Source organism: Methanobacteriaceae archaeon, assembly GCA_013403005.1.
Lineage (GTDB): Archaea > Methanobacteriota > Methanobacteria > Methanobacteriales > Methanobacteriaceae > Methanobacterium.
Window position 1 is genome coordinate 15,456 of the sequence record JACBOA010000001.1, and the last position, 19,545, is coordinate 35,000.

General features: G+C 41.2%; 16 protein-coding genes and 1 pseudogene. 7 read left to right on the plus strand and 10 right to left on the minus strand.

Features of this window, described 5'->3' with window-relative positions; all coding sequences use genetic code 11:
* The first annotated feature begins 111 nt into the window (after positions 1 to 111).
* From fdhF to HVN35_00110, 7 genes are all read left to right on the plus strand, one after another.
* The gene (fdhF, locus tag HVN35_00080) at positions 112 to 2,787 is read left to right on the plus strand and encodes a formate dehydrogenase subunit alpha (protein NYB50958.1); all 2,676 of its coding nucleotides are present in this window, start codon (positions 112 to 114) and stop codon (positions 2,785 to 2,787) included.
* A 421-nt stretch (positions 2,788 to 3,208) separates the two neighbouring features.
* Entirely contained in the window at positions 3,209 to 4,264 is a 1,056-nt protein-coding gene (locus HVN35_00085) for a 4Fe-4S binding protein (protein ID NYB50959.1), read from the plus strand.
* Between the two features lie 15 nt (positions 4,265 to 4,279).
* Positions 4,280 to 4,525, plus strand: a complete 246-nt coding sequence (locus HVN35_00090) for a 4Fe-4S binding protein (GenBank protein NYB50960.1) — start codon at positions 4,280 to 4,282, stop codon at positions 4,523 to 4,525.
* Positions 4,525 to 4,914 (plus strand): protein fwdD, encoded by a 390-nt coding sequence (locus tag HVN35_00095; protein NYB50961.1) that lies wholly within the window; start codon positions 4,525 to 4,527, stop codon positions 4,912 to 4,914. The genes HVN35_00090 and HVN35_00095 overlap by 1 nt, the downstream gene beginning before the upstream one ends.
* A gap of 34 nt (positions 4,915 to 4,948) precedes the next feature.
* The gene (locus HVN35_00100; GenBank protein NYB50962.1) at positions 4,949 to 6,664 is read left to right on the plus strand and encodes a formylmethanofuran dehydrogenase subunit A; all 1,716 of its coding nucleotides are present in this window, start codon (positions 4,949 to 4,951) and stop codon (positions 6,662 to 6,664) included.
* On the plus strand, positions 6,661 to 7,467 hold the full coding sequence (locus HVN35_00105; GenBank protein ID NYB50963.1) for a formylmethanofuran dehydrogenase subunit C: 807 nt from the start codon (positions 6,661 to 6,663) through the stop codon (positions 7,465 to 7,467). The genes HVN35_00100 and HVN35_00105 overlap by 4 nt, the downstream gene beginning before the upstream one ends.
* A gap of 15 nt (positions 7,468 to 7,482) precedes the next feature.
* Entirely contained in the window at positions 7,483 to 8,787 is a 1,305-nt protein-coding gene (locus HVN35_00110) for a formylmethanofuran dehydrogenase subunit B (protein NYB50964.1), read from the plus strand.
* Positions 8,788 to 8,906: 119 nt separating this feature from the next.
* On the opposite strand, the gene HVN35_00115 is transcribed toward HVN35_00110, so the two are convergent.
* The 10 genes and pseudogenes from HVN35_00115 to HVN35_00160 all read right to left on the minus strand — a co-directional run bounded on the left by HVN35_00115 (position 8,907) and on the right by HVN35_00160 (position 19,516).
* Positions 8,907 to 10,892: a molybdopterin-dependent oxidoreductase gene (locus HVN35_00115; protein NYB50965.1), complete on the minus strand. Its 1,986-nt coding sequence runs from the start codon at positions 10,890 to 10,892 to the stop codon at positions 8,907 to 8,909.
* Between the two features lie 69 nt (positions 10,893 to 10,961).
* Positions 10,962 to 11,347, minus strand: a pseudogene (locus tag HVN35_00120) (nitrogen fixation protein).
* Between the two features lie 100 nt (positions 11,348 to 11,447).
* The gene (locus tag HVN35_00125; GenBank protein ID NYB50966.1) at positions 11,448 to 11,645 is read right to left on the minus strand and encodes a 4Fe-4S dicluster domain-containing protein; all 198 of its coding nucleotides are present in this window, start codon (positions 11,643 to 11,645) and stop codon (positions 11,448 to 11,450) included.
* Between the two features lie 103 nt (positions 11,646 to 11,748).
* Entirely contained in the window at positions 11,749 to 13,077 is a 1,329-nt protein-coding gene (gene nifN / locus HVN35_00130; protein ID NYB50967.1) for a nitrogenase iron-molybdenum cofactor biosynthesis protein NifN, read from the minus strand.
* 118 nt (positions 13,078 to 13,195) lie between these two features.
* Positions 13,196 to 14,800, minus strand: a complete 1,605-nt coding sequence (nifE, locus tag HVN35_00135; GenBank protein NYB50968.1) for a nitrogenase iron-molybdenum cofactor biosynthesis protein NifE — start codon at positions 14,798 to 14,800, stop codon at positions 13,196 to 13,198.
* 81 nt (positions 14,801 to 14,881) lie between these two features.
* Entirely contained in the window at positions 14,882 to 16,270 is a 1,389-nt protein-coding gene (locus HVN35_00140; GenBank protein NYB50969.1) for a nitrogenase molybdenum-iron protein subunit beta, read from the minus strand.
* The gene (locus tag HVN35_00145) at positions 16,270 to 17,772 is read right to left on the minus strand and encodes a nitrogenase subunit alpha (protein ID NYB50970.1); all 1,503 of its coding nucleotides are present in this window, start codon (positions 17,770 to 17,772) and stop codon (positions 16,270 to 16,272) included. The genes HVN35_00140 and HVN35_00145 overlap by 1 nt, the downstream gene beginning before the upstream one ends.
* A gap of 107 nt (positions 17,773 to 17,879) precedes the next feature.
* On the minus strand, positions 17,880 to 18,248 hold the full coding sequence (locus HVN35_00150; GenBank protein NYB50971.1) for a P-II family nitrogen regulator: 369 nt from the start codon (positions 18,246 to 18,248) through the stop codon (positions 17,880 to 17,882).
* 33 nt (positions 18,249 to 18,281) lie between these two features.
* Positions 18,282 to 18,599 carry a P-II family nitrogen regulator gene (locus HVN35_00155; protein NYB50972.1) on the minus strand — a complete coding sequence of 106 codons (318 nt, stop codon included), beginning with the start codon at positions 18,597 to 18,599 and terminating at the stop codon, positions 18,282 to 18,284.
* An 89-nt stretch (positions 18,600 to 18,688) separates the two neighbouring features.
* Positions 18,689 to 19,516 (minus strand): nitrogenase iron protein, encoded by an 828-nt coding sequence (locus HVN35_00160; GenBank protein ID NYB50973.1) that lies wholly within the window; start codon positions 19,514 to 19,516, stop codon positions 18,689 to 18,691.
* Positions 19,517 to 19,545 lie beyond the last annotated feature (29 nt).

Consider the following 19,545-nt stretch of genomic DNA (forward strand, 5'->3'; position numbering starts at 1 on the left):
ATTTAAAAAGGATTCTACCTTAATTATAATGTGAATCATGTGAATCTAAAACTTGAGATGCAAGGCCTGCAATATAAAAAACCGGCAGAATAAAATTTCTCCCTGATTAATATGAGCGAAGATAGAATTACAATCAAAATTGATGGCATGGAAATAGAAGCTGAAAAAGGAAGTACTATACTCCAAACTGCCCTAAAAAATGATATTTACATTCCTAATTTATGCAACCATTCTGATATAAAGCCATATGGTGCTTGTAGAATGTGTTTAGTGGAAAATGCTGAAGGACGTCTTATCACAGCCTGTGAAAATCTGGTTGAAGATGGAATGGAAATTATTAGTGAAAATGAGAAAATTAGCCAGGTAAGAAAAATCGTAGCTAAACTTTTGATTGCTAATCATGAAAGAGATTGTCTAAAATGTTCTCAGGATGGTAATTGTGCTTTACAAGACGTTTCAGCATACATGGGTGTCGAAGAAGAAGATTTAAAAAATTTAAGGTCGTCCATTCCAGAAATTCCTCGAGATCTTTCTAACCCTTTTTTCATTCGTGATTTAAATAAATGCATTCTGTGCGGGATATGTGTAAGGGTATGCAGTGAGTTAGTGGGTGCCAGTGCCATTGATTTCAGTTTCAGAGGTTACCAGACAAAAATTGCCACTTTCAATGATAAGGATATCATTGAATCACCATGCGTATCCTGCGGTGAATGTGTAGAGGCCTGTCCAGTGGGAGCATTGATTCCTAAACAAAATAGTAGGCCTTCTAGGGAAGTTAAAACCATCTGCCCTTATTGTGGGGTGGGTTGCGGTATTTATCTGGGTGTTCGTGGTGAAAAAATTGTAAGTGTCAGGGGAGATAGGGAAAATCCGGTGAACCAAGGTTATCTCTGTGTCAAAGGACGTTTTGGCATGGATTTTATCAATCATCCTGCAAGACTTACCTCTCCACTTGTAAAAAAGGATGGAAAATTCAAAAAGGTAAGCTGGAATGAAGCCTTGGATTTGGTGGCAGAAAAATTCTCTCAAATTTCAGGGGATGCTTTTGCTCTTATGGCATCTTCAAAATGTACCAATGAAGATAATTATCTTTTCCAGAAGTTCACCAGAAAAGTTATGGGCACTAACAACATTGATCATTGCGCTCGGCTCTGCCATGCCCCATCAGTGGCAGGTTTATATCAGAGCATTGGAACCGGGGCTATGACTAACTCCATAGGGGAAATAGAAGATTCAGATTGTATTCTTGCCATAGGTACTAACACCACATCCACACATCCCGTCATTGGAATGAAGGTAATTCAGGCGGTAAAAAATGGATCAAAGTTAATAGTGATCAATCCCCAAGAAATTGAACTTTCCAAGCATGCAGAAATATTTATTCAACCCAAACCCGGCACTGATGTGGCTTTAATAATGGGTATGATTCGGTTCATGGTGGATGAGAATTTAGTAGATCATGATTTTATTAATCAACGATGTAATGGTTTTGAATCTTTCCAAAAATCCCTTAATGAATTTGACATGGATACTGTGGAGAAGATTACCGGTGTTGAGAAGGAGGATATCATCCATGCGGCTCGTTTATATGCCACTTCCAAGAATTCTTCAATATTATATGCTATGGGCATAACTCAGCACTCACATGGGACTGATAATGTTATGGCTCTCAGTAACCTGGCTCTTATAACTGGGAACATTGGTAAATCAGGTGCAGGTATAAATCCTCTGCGTGGACAGAACAATATTCAGGGTTCCTGTGATATGGGTGGGCTTCCTGATGTGTATCCTGGATATCAGAGAGTGGATGATCCACAAGTTGCACATAAGTTTGAACATGAATGGGGTACTGTATTAAGCCCAGTTCCGGGTCTGAGAATCCCTGAAATGATAAATAATATAGAAAATGGGAAAATCAAGTCCATGTATATAATTGGGGAAAATCCAGTCCTCAGTGAACCAGACGCATCTCATGTGGCAGAGGCACTGGAAAAACTGGAATTTCTGGTGGTGCAGGACATATTCTTATCTGAAACTGCCCAGCTGGCGGACGTGGTTTTACCAGCATCTAGCTTCGCAGAAAAAGATGGAACATTTACCAACACAGAAAGAAGGGTTCAAAGGATTCGCAAGGCATTAAATTCACCAGGGGATGCTAAGCCAGATTGGTTGATTATTAAAGAAATTGCTGAGAAAATGAATGCAGAGGGATTCAATTTCAAGAATCCTTCAGAAATTTTCCATGAAATCAGAAAACTCACCCCCTCCTATGCGGGCATCTCCTATTCGCGCCTTGATAGGGAAGGAATTCAGTGGCCATGTGTCAATAATGACCATGATGGAACGGTATTCCTGCACCAAGACAGGTTCCCCACCAGTAATGGGAAGGGAAATTTAATACCCCTGGAGTACAAGCCATCTGCAGAACTACCCGATGATGAATTCCCCTTTATTTTAACCACTGGTCGTAAACTGTGCCATTATCATACTGGAACCATGTCAAGAAAGGTTGATGGTTTAAATACTCTCTGTGGCCATGAATTCGTGGAAATGTCCTATGATGATGCTTCTGCTTTAGGATTAAAGCAGGGGGATGTGGTTACGGTTAAGTCTCGCCGGGGAAAGGTTAAGGCAGAATTGAAACTTACTACTAAGATTCAGCAGGGACTGGTGAGCATGACCTTCCACTTTTCTGAAACTCCTACAAACATGCTCACAAATCCTGCAACCGATCCTAATTCTTTAACTCCTGAATTTAAGGTATGTGCAGTTAGAATAGAAAAATAGAACCATTAATTTCATTTAAAATGGTTATAATTTGATCATTCTTTATTTTTCTACGGATAAAGACAAAATTTTCTTTTTATTTTTCTTTTTATTAAAGATAAATCTTAATTAGTAGGATTTTTTTAAACTGTTAAAGTGTGCTTGTTACACGCCAGTATATATCAATTTCTATATGGTTTTTTGGGGAAATTATATATTATATGATTTGAAGAGTGTAATTAACACACATGATAATGGCCTAGACTCTCTGTAAATCAATTGGATTCAATTGGATGGCAAAGTTTTATAACTTAAAAATCCAGTTTTTTCAAACTCGAACTGGTAATTCAACACAATTAAATCACTAAATGTTACTGGGCAGTTTTCAGATGTGTTAGAAGGTGACTTACCAAACTAATAGCAATTAAAGGAGGTAGATTTAATGGATACAACAGAAATAATTGAAGGAAAAGACATTTCTGTAGAGAGAACAGGCGAAGAGGACCGAAAGTTACTCTTTAAGGATGATCTTTGCGCTGCTTGTGGTCTCTGTGAAAAAATTTGTCCAGTCAGTGCCATTGAAGTACAACCAACTGGTGCAATGGTAAGAACAGAACAAGATATAAGCAGCATAGACATCGATGAGAACAAATGCGTTCTCTGTGGAATGTGCAGTTGCATCTGCCCATTCAACGCCTTGGACCTTGAGATCGGTGGAGAATCCATAAAAACCATGGATGCTTATCCTACCTTAATAAAATCTGCAGAAATCGATGACGACGCATGTATATACTGTAAAGCATGTGAAACAGCATGCCCGGCCGATGCCATCACCATTGCCCGGGAACTCCCTGACCGAGCAAAACTGGTTAGTGGAGAAATCGAAATCGACAAGGAAACATGTGTTGACTGTGGTATATGTGAAGAAATGTGTCCAGCAGACGCAATCACACTAGATCACAAAATACCAACATCTGACAACCCAACAGTCTCTGCAGACATAAAAGTAGATACAGATAAATGTGTTTACTGTTTGGTGTGTAAAAAAGCATGCCCAGTGGATGCCATTAAAGCAGTGTGCAGAATCTGTTCCTACGGGGACTATGATATTAAAGAGGAAGATTCTCAAATCGTGGGTAACTCCGTAATCGACGATGAATTATGTGTAAACTGCGGATGGTGCCAGGATATTTGTCCAGTGGACGCAGCAACAGTAACCAAACCATTCGAAGGTACCTTAACTTTGGATCAGGAACTCTGCCAGGGATGCGAAACCTGTGTAATGGTCTGCCCATGTAACGTGTTATCATTCCCCGAGTCAACTGACGGTGGTATGAAACCTGAAAAATTACACAAAGATGAAACCTACTGCATATACTGTGGTGCTTGCCAGAAAGCCTGCCCAGTGGATGCAATAGAGGTTACCAGGACCAAAATCAACAGCACACCAATCAAATCCAAATCATGGCAAAAAGCCTTCGATTCTGTGAAAAACTAATTGTGAGGTAGTAACATGGCAATAGGACTAAAAGTATACCCTGAACTTTGCCACGGATGTGGTAACTGTGTAATAGCCTGTCCAGTCAATTCTGCCAGGAGTCCAGAGATAGCCGGTGGAAAAGGACCCACAGATGATGTGGAAATCATCATGATTGTGGAAGACGGCGAAATCAACCTAAAAAATCCAGATCTATGTGGGAAATGTGGTACATGCGTAGAAAGCTGCCCTGTAGATGCAATAACACTGGAGGACTTATAATGTTCGTTATACTAAACACAGGAAGAACTGTTTGGCAGGGACAAGCCATAGAATCTGGTAAAGACCTTCAAATGTACATAGACGCTGCCGCCATATGTCACATGAACCGTGAAATGATGGATCAGATGGGAATTGAGGAAGGAGACAACATTGAAGTGGTATCAGAATTTGGAGATGTTGTAGTTAAAGTGGTAGAAACCAGAGAAACCCTACCTCCAGGAATGATCTACATACCCATGGGTCCCTGGGCTAACCGGGTAATTGACCCTGACACAGACTCCACTGCAACACCCCGTTTCAAAAACATACCAGTAGAAATCGCTCCAACAGCAGAAGAAGTACTGGACATGCCTACTTTGATGAAAGTTTACAAGAAATTTAGTAAATAAAACCATCTTAAACCAATTATAAGGAGGATTTTCCTTGGAACATATAATCAAAAACGGATTTGTTTACTGTCCACAAAACGGCGTTGATGGAGAAAAAATGGATATCTGCATCAAAGACGGTAAAATAGTGGACTCAGTAAGCGCAGATGCAAATGTAATAGACGCCGAAGGCAAAATTGTAATGCCTGGAGGAGTCGATCCTCACAGTCACATTGCCGGTGCAAAGGTTAACGTAGGCCGAATGTACCGTCCTGAGGACAGTAAAAAAGATGTGGAAGCCGGACAATCTGGAGGAAGAGCAGGAAGTGGATTTTCAGTTCCATCAACCTTTATGACCGGTCAAAGATATGCTCAGATGGGTTACACCACCGCCATGGAAGCAGCCATGCCACCATTACTGGCCAGGCACACCCATGAAGAATTCCACGACACACCCATCATCGACCATGCAGCTTACCCCTTATTCGGTAACAACTGGTTCGTAATGGAATACTTGAAAGACGGAGACATAGACGGTTGTGCAGCCTACGCATCCTGGTTACTAAAAGCCACCAAAGGATACACCATAAAAATCGTAAACCCCGGTGGTACCGAAGCATGGGCTTGGGGAGGAAACGTACACGGAATACACGACCCCACACCCTACTTTGACATAGAATCATTCGACATAATAAGAGGTCTGGCAGAAGTAAACGAAATGCTGGGATTACCACATGCCATACACCTGCACTGTAACGACCTGGGACACCCAGGGAACTTTGAAACCACCCTGGCATCATTCGACGTGCCCAAGGGAATTAAAGCCAATCCAAAAACTGGAAACCGTGATGCAGTTCTCTACGCCACTCACGTACAGTTCCACAGCTACGGTGGAACCAGCTGGAGAGATGTGGTCTCAGAAGCACCAGCCATAGCGGATTACATCAATAAAAACGACCACATTGTATTTGATGTGGGACAGGTAACCCTGGATGAAACCACCACCATGACAGCAGACGGACCTATGGAATTCGACCTGCACAGCTTAAACGGATTAAAATGGGCGAACTGTGACGTGGAACTTGAAACTGGCTCAGGACTGGTACCTTTCATCTACGCAGCTCGAGCACCAGTACCCGCCCTGCAATGGGCAGTAGGAATAGAACTCTTCCTCTTAACTAAAGACGCAGGAAAAGTCTGTTTAACCACTGACAGCCCAAATGCAGGACCTTTCACCAGATACCCCAGAGTAATAAGCTGGTTAATGAGTAACAAAGCACGGCAAGACCTAATCGATGGCGAACTCCACGCATGGGCCCAGAGGAAAAGTAGCGTAGCCACACTAGACCGGGAGTACTCATTCATGGAGATTGCTCAAGTCACCCGATCCACCGCAGCTAAAGTTCTGGGTCTATCAGACACCAAAGGACATATAGGTGTTGGTGCTGATGCAGATGTAGCCATCTACAACTTCAACCCAGAAACACAGGACCCCTCAACTGATTACCGCGCACTAGAAGCCGCTTTCCAGCATGCTGCATGTGTATTGAAAGACGGTCAAATAGTAGTTAAAGATGGTACTGTCACCAACCCAACCCTACGCGGAAGAACCTACTGGGTGGACACCACTGTGGATGAAACCATCTACAACGAAGTAGTGGCCAATGTGGAAAAAACATTCAAACAGTACTACTCTGTAAACTTCGCAAACTACCCTGTGCAGGACGAGTATCTTCCCCACTCTGCTCCTGTTAAGGGGGTGATACAATGATCATCCTAACACCCCTAGAACAGCCAGAAGTACCATTAGAAATAGACACCATAACTCCAGATTCATTAGCTGGTAAAACCCTTGACGAAATAAAAAACATGCCAATATGGCACGGGAACGGGCAGGTGCCATTAACCGACTTCTTCCAAGTGGAAGGAGAAGCAGGTGCCACAGCCGCTGAAACCAAAATCCTCATTGATGGTGATGTTTCCCAAACCAAACGCATAGGACAGGGAATGACAGCAGGTGAAATCACCGTAAAAGGCAATGTCAACATGTACGTAGGAGCTGAAATGGAAGGCGGACTAATCACCGTAGAAGGAAATGCTGCTGGATGGGCCGGACAGAACATGAAAGGCGGAGAACTAGAGATTCTGGGAGATGCCGGTGATTATGTGGGTGCATCCTACCGTGGAGACTGGAGAGGTATGAGTGGAGGTAAAATCACCATCCACGGAAACGCCAGGAATGAAATAGCCGAATACATGAACGGCGGAAAAATGGTCATCAAAGGTGACGTAGGAATCATGCCTGGAATCCACATGAACAACGGAGTCCTGATCATAGAAGGCAATGTTATAGCCAGAACTGGAGGGGAAATGGCTGGAGGAACCATTGTGGTCAAAGGAATCATCGATGAATTCCTGCCAGGCTTCGAATTCCTGGGTGTTGAAAAAGACATCGAAGTTGAAGGAGAAGTCATACCCGGAGCATTCTACAAATTCAAAGGAGACTACGCAATAAAAGGAGCTAATGGGATCATTTACGCTGCAGTAGCAGGTAACAGCCATATAGCTCCCTAGAATGGAGGGATAATTTTGGAACTCGTAAAAAACGTGGTGTGCCCCTTCTGTGGAACACTATGTGATGATATCATCTGTAAAGTGGAAGGCGACGAAATCGTCGGAACCATAAACGCCTGCCGGATAGGACACAGCAAGTTCGTCCATGCCGAAGGTGCAATGCGCTGGAAGAAACCCCAAATAAGGGATGAGAACGGCGAACTGGTGGAAACCACTTATGAAGAAGCAATAGAAAAAGCAGCCCAGATACTAGCTGAATCAAAAAGACCGTTAATGTACGGCTGGAGCTGCACTGACTGTGATGCTCAGGCAGCAGGCATGGCCTTAGCTGAAAATACCAAAGCCGTAGTGGATAACACAGCATCTGTATGTCACGGACCATCAGTACTGGCTCTGCAGGATGTAGGATACCCTATCTGTACCTTTGGAGAAGTTAAAAACCGAGCCGATGTGGTTGTATACTGGGGATGCAACCCCATGCACGCCCACCCACGCCACCTTTCCCGGCATGTCTTTGCCAGGGGATTCTTCAGGGAAAGGGGCCGATCCGACCGAACCTTAATCGTGGTGGACCCCAGGGAAAGCGACTCCTCAAAACTGGCTGACATCCACATTCAGGTAGGATACAACCAGGACTACGAACTCCTGGATGCCATGAGAGCCTGTTTAATGGGTCATGAAATACTCTACGACGAAGTAGCAGGAGTGCCCAAAGAAGACATCGAAGCAGTAGTGGAAGTCCTTAAAAACGCCCAGTTCGGTATCCTCTTCTTCGGAATGGGAATCACCCACAGCCGGGGAAAACACAGGAACATCGACACAGCCATTATGATGGTCCAGGATCTGAACAACTTCGGCAAATTCACCCTCATACCCATGAGGGGTCACTACAATGTGACAGGATTCAACCAGGTTGCCACCTGGGAAAGCGGATACCCCTACTGTATAGACTTCGCCACTGGAATACCCAGGTACAACCCGGGAGAAACTGGAGCAAACGACTTACTCCAGACCAAGGAAGCTGATTCCATGATGGTCATTGCATCTGACCCAGGAGCTCACTTCCCCCAGAAAGCACTGCAGCGCATGGCAGAAATTCCAGTTATTGCCATTGAACCACACCGAACACCAACCACTGAACTGGCGGATATCATCCTTCCCCCAGCTATTGTGGGAATGGAAACGGAAGGAACTGCCTATCGTATGGAAGGTGTGCCCATCAGGATGAGGAAAGTGGTGGATTCAGATCTACTTTCTGACCGGGAAATACTGGAAAAACTCATGCAAAGGGTAATGGAAATAAAAACAGCATCTAAATAAGCCTAATGGCTTATTTATTTTTTTTTATTTTTTTTTTAAATTCTATATAAAATTCATAAAATAATATTTCATTTTTCAGGGTATCAGTAATGATTTAGTAACTTATTTGTCTAACATATCTAATCAATTCTCTTTAATTTAACAAAGGTTTCATAGTAAGGTGCTCCATTTCCTTCATCACTCATCAAATCTCTGGTGAGCAAGTTCACGCATTTGCCAAATTTATGCCAGCCCCCTCTATATGTTAGGATGTAATCAGGTCTAACATCTTGATTCTCTTTTACTTTAACTAAAAGCTTTGATTGTCCTGATTCAAGCCATGCATCATCTCCATCTTGAATTTTCGCTCTTTTCAGGATTTTTGGATGTACTTGAACTTCGAGAATATCTTTTTTTTGTTCCTTTTCAGGTATTTCTGAACCTATCCAGTTTCTAGGACTGGTTGAGAGTAAACGAAGGGTATCATAATTTGATTTCAAATTTCTATCTAACAAATTTCTTTCTAAAATATCAGCAGCCAAAATATCTTCCGATTCTATTCCGGTGATGAATTCAAACTTTCCAGATTTGGTTGGGAATTTACCATCAGAGAACGGGGTAATAGGGGCGGAAGGGAATCTATGGGGCTTTGATAGAAGTTCTTCTAGTGATATTCCCTCATTGATTATGGGCCTTGCAAGTTTCTCCAACCATTCCCTGGGGGTTCCTGACATTTCATCTCCAAAACCGAGTTTCTCTGATAATTCCTGGAAAATCTGTAATTCAGACTTACACTCTCCTCGACGTCTTATAACAGGGTTTATAGGTGATATCCAATTGTGACCGTAACTACCCGCCAGATCTTCATCTTCCAGGAAACTGGTTGCAGGTAGGAAAAGATCTGCCAAGTCAGCAGTATCATTCAAGAACTGATCAACCATTATAATATAATCAACGCTTTCAAAAGCCTTTTTGACTTTGGTTGAGTTAGCCAGCATGGCTAAGGGATTTCCAGCGGTGATGAAAATTAGCTTAATTGGAGGGTCATCTGTTTTAAGTATTTCATCGCCAAGAATGGGAAATGCCAGTTTTCTCCCGTTATTTGCATCATCAAGGGCATAGCCATGATTAAAATATCCATATTCATCAAAACCATGGCTAACTCCGCCACCAATTTTTCCTATATTTCCAGTGATAGCTGCCAGAGCATCAATAAAGCGAAAAGTCAGATGACCCTTCTGGTAACGCTGCAGACCCCATCCTAATATTATACTACTGGAAGAACCCTTGGCATATAATCTGGCCAGATAAAAAAGTTCATCCAGGGAGATATCTGTAATTCGTGAAAGTTCCTTTAAACTGTAAATATCCAGTAACTTCAGATAATCCTCAAAGTATTCGGTGTGGTTTTCAATGAATCCATCATGGGTGAGATTTTCCTTAAGGATTATTTTGGCCAAGGCCATAGCCAGATAAATATCCGAACCTGGGGTGGGTTGAAGGTGTAGATCTGCTCTTTTAGTGGTCTCTGTTTTAACAGGATCTATCACCACCAGCTTAGCACCTTTTCTCCTGGCCTGTACAATAATCCTCCAGAGATGAACATCAGTAACTGCAGGGTTACGGCCCCAGACAATTATAACATCACTCTCAAGGTGACTAACTGGGTCATGTGATAAACGAACACCCATATCCATTTCCATGCCAGCCTGTCCTGTCCCGCCACATATTGACCCGTAAAGGGTTGAAACTCCGCCTAAAAGATTGAAAAAACGACGATTAAGAATTCTGAGAGCTGAACGTGCACCATAACCCTGATAGTAAAGTATAGATTGGCTTCCATATTTTTCAGATATCTCCACTATTTTATCTGCAGCGATTTTCAGTGCTTCATCCCATTCAATCTGCACCCAATTCCCATCTTCACTCTTTAAAGGATGAAGGATCCTTTTTCGGCTGTAAAATCGTTCATCAAGATAATGACGAGTATTTTTACAGATGAAACCACTGGTTATCTCGTGTTCAGGGTTCCCACGAAGTTTAACTATTTTTCCATTTTCCACTTGGGCGATAATACTGCAGGTTCCTGGACAATCAGCAGTGCATGTGGTTAAAATCTCTTCCATAAAAACTTTCTCCATAATGAATGCATAATTTCATACATAACTCACTCAAAAGCATCACATTTGGCATGATCAATCTTTATTTTTGCCAATCTCTTGATCCTTTATCATATCATTTGAATCGTTTGTTTTTATTTCTTCAATAACAGAAGCAAGATAACCAGTTATAGCGTTAGATATTGTTTTTTTTTGGATTCAACTACCTCAATTCCAATTTCTTGTAATTTTTGTCGGGGTTCATCTCCTATGCGTCTGCAAAACACCACTTTGCAATCTTTTAAAATTTCAAGACCTCTAATCCAGCGATATTCATGATCATAAATAGGTCTTTTACTTTTTTCTCTTAATTCTAAAAAGTCCAGTCCGTTTTTTCCCATCTCGAAGATGAGGAAATGATGGGCCTGTCCGAAGTGCTGGTCAACAGTTTGGCCATCGCTTGAGGCTATTGCTATCTTCATTTAATCATCCATTTAGATATATTCCAATAATTGACTGCATATTGACTATTTTTTGATATAATGGTCAATATTTTTTTTAATGCTTCTCTGCATTGTTATATTAATCGTTATCTTGAACATTCAGGAAAATTGCCACTTCTGGACATATCTCTAAACATTGCAGGCACTTTTTACAGTACCTGGAAGAAGTTACTACGACTGCATCATAAACTGTGAAAACGTTATTAGGGCATACATATGCACATTTAGCACATTTTGGGCCTCTACAACGGCTTTGGTCTAATGTAATGTCTATCATGTAACTTCTCTCACATTCCCTTTAGTAGATATCTTGAATGCACTTTCAATCTTATCTTCCATGAACCTTATCTTCATGAAATAATTCCTAAGACCATCATAAATCATCGAATTAATTCATCCAATAGTTCATAACCCGCTTCATCATAGTAGTGCTGGATGATTGTATTGGTAAGTTGGTCTAATAGATGTAAACCTCCTTTATAACCTAAAATACGGATTCTCTGTGCACCAACTCTGTCAAATACTGGGAAGCCTACTCTAAACAGGGGAATGTTTTCTTCAATTGCAATACGGGCTCCGTAAGAGTTCCCTATCAAAAGATCCACCCCTCTTTTTTTAACCTGCCTTTGCAGATCATAAAGATCTCCCCCATTTAGTACCACAGGTTTATGTTGGGTTCTGGAAATGATCCGGTGGATTTCATCTCTAAATTTATTGCTTCTGGTGCCAGTGGCAATAATTGATGGTTCCATACCTATTTCAGTTAAAAAGCTAACCAAGCCGCACACAAGGTCGGGGTCTCCGTAAATGGCCACTTTTCGCCTGTAGTTGTATGTTTGGGAATCTATCATGGCATCCAGTAACCGTCCCCGGTCTCGTTCCAGCACAGGGGGAATATTTTCAATATCTTCAAGAGAAGAAATAATTTTCATGAACCCATCAGTATTTTCCAGCCCCACAGGGAGGGGAAGTGAGATATGAGGAACATTAAATCTTTTTTCCAGGAACTTTCCACCTGAATCTGCATGCTTGGATAGGGTTAGAGTAGTCTTAGAATTACTGGCCTGTCTGATTTCATCTAAAGTTGTTCCTCCTGACGATAAAAATTCAACAGAACCATCAAGGGGTGCATGAAGCGATTCGGATGTGTCGGTGAGGATGATGCTGTCAACTTCCAAGAGCTGCAGAATTTCTTTAATCTCCTCTACATCTGCAGGGCTTAAGTTCCCAGGGACAATGTTGATTACATCTTTCTTATTTTCACTTTCAGGAGGCAACGTAAAGCTTTCTAGAAGGGTTTTAATGGTTTTATCATAACCATCAACATGAGAACCAGTGTAACTGGGTGTTGATACGGATAGTATTTGGGGAACTTCTTCTTCAGGATCTTCAGAATAAGATTCGCGGAATTTTGTTATTATGCCATTAACATCATCGCCAATGGTTTCTGTGAGACAGCTGGAAGTTACCCCAATTAGGATGGGATTGTACTGTGATTTTATAGTCTCCAGAGCCTTCAGCAAGTTTTTTTCACCACCATAAACCACGGTGCTTTCACTCATGGATGAAGAGGAAACATTAATGGGCTCCCGGAAGTGACGGCATAACTGGAAACGCATGTAGGTACTACATCCCTGTGAGCCGTGGATAAGGGGCATGGCACCTTCAACCCCTAGCAGTGCCTGCACAGCACCCATAGGCTGACACATTCTGCAGGGATTAATCACTGCAAATTTCTTTTTATCTTCTTTTGTAGATTCCTCAAGATGCTTATCTCCTTCGGAGGGACTATCTCCTCCAAGAGAGCCATCTCCAGCAATATCAATTTTAAGAGTCTTCTGCAACTTTTGCCACCTCCTTTGAGAATTTTGTCGAAGAACTGTTTTTGATGGATCTAACCTTCATTTTCCCGTTTAGATTGGTTAGTTTAATGTGGGGAGCATACTTCCACACTGGACTTGAAACTGCTCGATCCACTTCCCGGGCAAAGTTAAGGAATCCTTCAAAACCAGCAAATGAGCTTATCCGGTCATGGTTAAAGTCGCAGAAAGCCACTCCCATCTTCAGTGAAAGATATTTCTCTTTAGCTCCGGAAACCAGTAGATCAGGTTCATATTTCTCCAAGAGCCTGGCCAGTTCCATGGCATTGGCATCATCTACAATTAATGTTCCATCTCTCACAGTCTCTTTTATCATCCGGTAGTCCTCAGGCAAACCATTCTGGGTTCCGGTCATGATTACTTCCATTCCCAGTTCTTCGAATGCTCTTATGAGGGACCATGCCTTATTTCCACCCACATAAACCGCAACTCTTTTCCCAGTCAAACGTTTCCGATAGGGAATGATGGCATCTTCAATTCGGTTAGTTTCAAATTCAATAAGATTTTCTGCAGCTTCTATCATTTCAGGGTCATTAAAAAAACTTGAAATTGCTCTAAGAGATTTAGATGTTTCTTCAACTCCGAAAAAGTTCACTCTGAGCTGGGGAATGTTGTAAAGTTCTTCCATGGAATCCGCCAGGTAACGTGATGATTTCTGACACTGCACCAAGTTCAAATCAGCTAGATGTGCATTGGCTATTTCTTCAACCCGAGAATCTCCAGTTATAACTGCTTGAATGGAAATTCCAATTTTTTCCAGGAGTGGTTTAATGGCCCAGCAATCACCTGCCACATTGAACTCACCTAATATGTTTATGTGATGATTCGTTTTTGGTGGAGATTCTTCTGTGTAATCCGCGGGGAAATTATCTATTTTTTGGGATTCATTTTTCTTTTTAGGGGCTTCTTTGCCGATAAGATATTCCAAGAGAGCATCACATGCAAGTTGATGTCCTAGTGATTTATTCACACTCCTGAAACCTTCTGATTGGACAGGTATGACTCTTGATCCAGTGATTTCACTTGCCTTGCGGCAAACACTTTTAAGATCATCTCCAATTAATCCCACCACACAGGTTGCATAGACAAAGATGGCACCCGGCTTGAACAACTGATTGAGTTGGATGATGGTTTCCAGGAGTTTTTTCTCTCCTCCAAAAACTATATCTTTCTCCTGCAGGTCAGTGCTAAATCCATTACGATAGAGCTCTGAACCTGAGGATCGACTGCCACGAATATCCCAGGTGCATGATGCACAACCCAGAGGGCCGTGTACTAAGTGGATAGCATCGGTTATAGGCATCAAAACCACCCGAGCCCCACCATAAACGCATGATCGTTGAGTTACCATTCCAGGAACACTAGCCTGGTTACAAGCCGGAGTTGATTCTTCTCCCTCCCTTTTTATGCACAAGTGCTTCTTTCGAGATTTCAGGGTACCTATCACTTCTTTTGGAATTTTAGGGATCTCAATATCCTGCATATCCCGGGGAAAAACCACATTCTTATCCTCAATTTCGGGGTTAGGGTGAGATTTACTATTTTTTTGCATTATATAACCGTTAAATTATATTTTTTTTATTTTCAAGCGATTTTATATTTTTTATAAAAAAAATAAAAAATATTGTGCTGGTCACTGCTGTAATTTCCAGTGTTCTTTGTCGTAATATTTTTCAAACACGGTGTTGGTTATTCTGTCTATTAGGTTAACAGAACCATTATATCCGACAATAGGGATCCTATGATATCCTACTCTATCATAAACTGGGTATCCAACCCTTACTAAAGGTATATCTAGATCTTTAGCAAATAATCTGCCATCAGAATGGCCAATCATTAGTTCTACAGGATCTTCCTCAATTCGAGTCTCTAAAGCTCTCAAATCGCTTCCTATTAATATATCTACTGGCCCATCCGATTCTTTGGCCACACTTTTCATTTCACTAACAAATTCGGGGCTTTCAACACCTGTACAAACCACTGAGGGGATCATGCCTAATTCACATACGAAACGAGCTATCCCTGCGCTTATGGCTGGATCTCCAAAAATGGCTACTTTTCTTCCGAAAAGATATCTTGATGCGAGGTCTGCCATTGAATCTATTAACAGTCCTCTTTCATCCAGAATAGAATCTGGAATTTCTGCATCTGTGAATTTATTCAAATTTCTCAGGAAATTATCGGTATTTTTAACACCAATTGGGATAGGACCTACAGCAGCAGGAACTTCGAACTTTTTCTCAAGAGAACGGGCACCAGAACCAGCGTATCCACACAAAGCTATTGTTCCAAGGCTATTAGATGAATCTTCTATTTCTTCGAGAGTTGTTCCTCCTTTAGGATAGAATGGCTTGGTTTCTGTTGTTGAGGGTCGCAGTGGCGAGTCAAAAGGATCAGATATATCTGTAAGTATGATACCTTCAATACCCATTAGCTCCATCATGTGGTTTATTTCTCTGATATCTCCTGGATTTACAATTCCTGGAATTATATTTACTTTTTCATTACTATCTACAGGATCTTGTGCTAAATTATTCACCAAAGCGTTAATACCACTGTCATAACCTTTAAAATGGGTTTCTACAAAGCTGGGGGTGCTTATAGGGACGATTTTTATTTGTTCTGCTTCTTTTTCTCCCATCTTTTGTTTTAATTCTTCTTTAGCTATTTTTATGAAACCTTCCATGTCATCTCCAATGATTTCACTGGAGCAAGTGCTTATGGCACCGATGACACTTGGTTTAAATCTGACTGCCAAGTTTCCAATACCGGATATCAGGTTCTTTCTCCCACCAAAAACTGCCGCATCTTCGTGGAGTGAGGTCACTGCGATTTCTGAAGGTTCCCTGAAATGTCGTGAGAAGGAGTATCTAACAAATGTGGAGCAACCTTGAGATCCGTGAACCAGTGGAAGACCTCTTCTTATCCCGGCAACTGCATACATGGCACCCATGGGCTGGCAGGTAACCAGGGGATTTATAACTGCAGTCCTATCCCTTTTCATTACATTGGCACAGCTCATTAGACTACCTCCTCTTCTGTTTTGGCTTTTGGAATATTTGTCCCAGTTTCATCAGAGATATTGCAGGTTTCATCTAAATGTTCTTCTTTATCTTTTATGGTTTCTTCAAATTCTAGCATATTCCACACAGGATTATATATTGATGCATAGATATCCTGAGCTAGATTTAAGAATCCTTCAAAGCCAATGTATGGTCCGTTTTCGTATGAATGAATTAAAACGCAGGGAACTCCCAATTTATGGGCGATATATTTCTCTTTTATTCCTGAAAGAATAATATCGGGTTTGTATACCTCAATGATTTCTTCCAGTTCCAGTGAGTTGGGGTCATCCACAATTACAGTTCCTTCACCCACACGTTGTTTGATCTTTTCATATCCATCTTGGTGTTCAAACATGGTTGAAACTACAACCGTTTCCATTCCAAGGTGTTCTTTTAATGGTTCGGGAAGGTGCCAGTTTTTAGGCCCTCCTGAAAATACCCACAATTTTTTACCTTCAAGTTTTTCTCTATAGAAATCTAATTTCGGTTGAATTTTAGCCATTTCACGATGGATAAGTTTTTGAGCATTTTCTTCTAGTCCAAAGTGTTTAGCTACAGCCATAAGGTTTTCAGAACAGTATTTCGGCCCGAAAAAATCAACCTTAATATAGGGGATGTTGTATTTTTCTTCTATTAAGTCCGCAATGTAAGTTGCAGAACGCTGACATCTTACAATGCTTAATTTAGCTCTGTGCATCCAGCATATTTCATCATGACTGCAGTCTCCAGTGAATTTGGAGAGTATGTTTATTCCTATCTCTTCGAAATACTTTTGAAGGACCCATAGGTCCCCATCGATATTATATTCTCCTATAAGGTTGACATCGTAGGGAGTTGTTTCTGGTGGTTCTTTGGTTCCAACTAATTTGTTGAAGAGGGTAAAATTCCCTACATGATGTCCTTTAGACTGGGTTGGGCCTGAAAAACCAGGAGCATTAAAGGCTACTACATCTATTCCAATTTCTTCAGATAATTCTTTAGCAACTGCATCCAAATCATCCCCTATAAGTCCAGTGGTACATGTTGCATATGTGTATATGGCATTGACAAATGGAAATTCTTTAGCAGCTTCCAGAATAGATTTTCGTAGTTTTTTCATACCTCCGAAAACCACATCTGATTCTTTTAAATCTGTCCCCATGATATATTTAAGGTTAAACTGCTCCACGGGGATTTTATCTCCGTTGGGAAGATAAGGGGAGGTGGGATACCTTTTACTCCCACACCCATAAGTGGTACAGCCTACAGGGGAGTGAACCACGTGCACAACGTCTTTCACAGCTCCGGTTATAACTCCTTTAACACCCGCGAATGCACACCCGCGTTCGGTCATACAACCTGGAATAGTTTTAGTGTTACATTTTGGGATTTCCTCAGTTGGATCTGATGAGTCTTTTACATAAGTATGGTTTTTCCTATCTGGAATTTCTTTATCCACTTCAAAAAGTTCATAGGGCATTTTTACTCTCCTAAAATGCTAAATTTTCGTAATTTTTTGGTTCTAACTATTTTATATTAAATAATCCTCTGAAGGCCGACAATTTTAATATTAATCTAAATATTAATCTAAACCAGCGCTTTTGTTCCTCGTTCGTTCGTTCTTACCCTAACTGCCTCGTCTATAGGGCATACAAATAATTTCCCATCACCGGTTTGCCCGGTTTGATTAACTCTCATAATGGCTTCCACAATTAAAGAAACATCTTCATCAGGCACTACTAACGATATAAGTCGTTTAGGTATGTATCGCATGGTACCTTCCTCTTTTAGAAGGTTTTCATTCTGTATGTCGAAGGATACTTCTCCAATTATTGCTTTCTGCTTTCCCCGCCCCATTACTCTTTGTGCAGTCATTGCAGGAAAGCCAAGTGCGTTTAGAACGTCCTTAGTTTGAGTCATTTTGTTGGGGCGGATGATGGCGATTATTTCTTTCATTAAATGCACCGTCTTTTATTTCCAATAATTAAGTTAAAGTTCACTACTACGTGTTCTTACGGTGTATGCTTCATCTACTGGGCTAACAAATATTTTCCCATCACCAAAACTCCCGGTAAATGCTGATTCATTAATTAAATCCACAATTTGAGGGGTAGCATCGTCTTCTGCAACCAGCAGGATCATTGTTTTGGGTAATTCATCGTAGTAGATCTTATCCACTTGAATACCTTTTTGCTTTCCACGTCCAATAACGTCCATTTTGGTTAAAGCCACATAACCAGCATCTGCCAGCGTATCAACCACTTCTTCAGTTTTATCTGGGCGTATAATTGCTCTAATCATTTTCATTTTCTTAATCACCATTAAATTCTTGATCTGTAATTTCCATGGATATTAAATCACCATTTAATTTATTGGGGTATTGGGGCGATACTGGTTTAATCGACTAAACCATAATCTATAACAAGCTCTTCCAGTTCTTCCATGGTCATAGGGCTTGGAATTACAAAATTTTCGTTTTCTATAATTTTTCGACCCAGTTCCTCATACTCATGGGCCTGATTACATTCTTCATCAAATTCAACTACGGTTCTTTTGTTGAATTCTGCTTTTTGTACGATGTTATCTCGAGGAACGAAATGTATCAACTGAGTTCCGATACGTTTACAGAATTCTTCCATTAGTTCTTTTTCTCCGTCCACGTTTCGACTGTTACAGATTATTCCTCCCAGTCTCACACCGCTTTGTTCTGCGTATTTTACCATCCCTTTACACAAGTTGTTGGCAGCATACAGTGCCATCATTTCTCCTGATGCCACTACATAGATCTCTTCGGCTTTCCCATCTCTGATGGGCATAGCGAATCCTCCACATACAACATCACCAAGAACATCGAAGAAAACGAAGTCATTGTCTTCATAGACTTTTAGCTGTTCCATGATTGTTATGGCGGTTATAACTCCTCTACCTGCACATCCAACACCTGGTTCTGGTCCTCCGGACTCTACACATTTTATTCCTTCAAAACCTTTGGACATAATTTTGTCCAGGTCCATACAGGCTTCTTCGCCCTCTTCCCGGAGGGTATCCATCATGGTTGTTTGCATTTTTCCCCCAAGGATCATTCTGGTACTGTCCGCTTTGGGGTCGCAACCGTGTATCATTACTTTCTTATCGTGAAAGTGTGCCATGGCTGATGCTGTGTTTTGAGTTGTTGTAGACTTTCCAATTCCACCTTTACCGTATATAGCTATTTTTCTTACCATTTTGACCTCTCTTGTTTGTTTTTCTAATA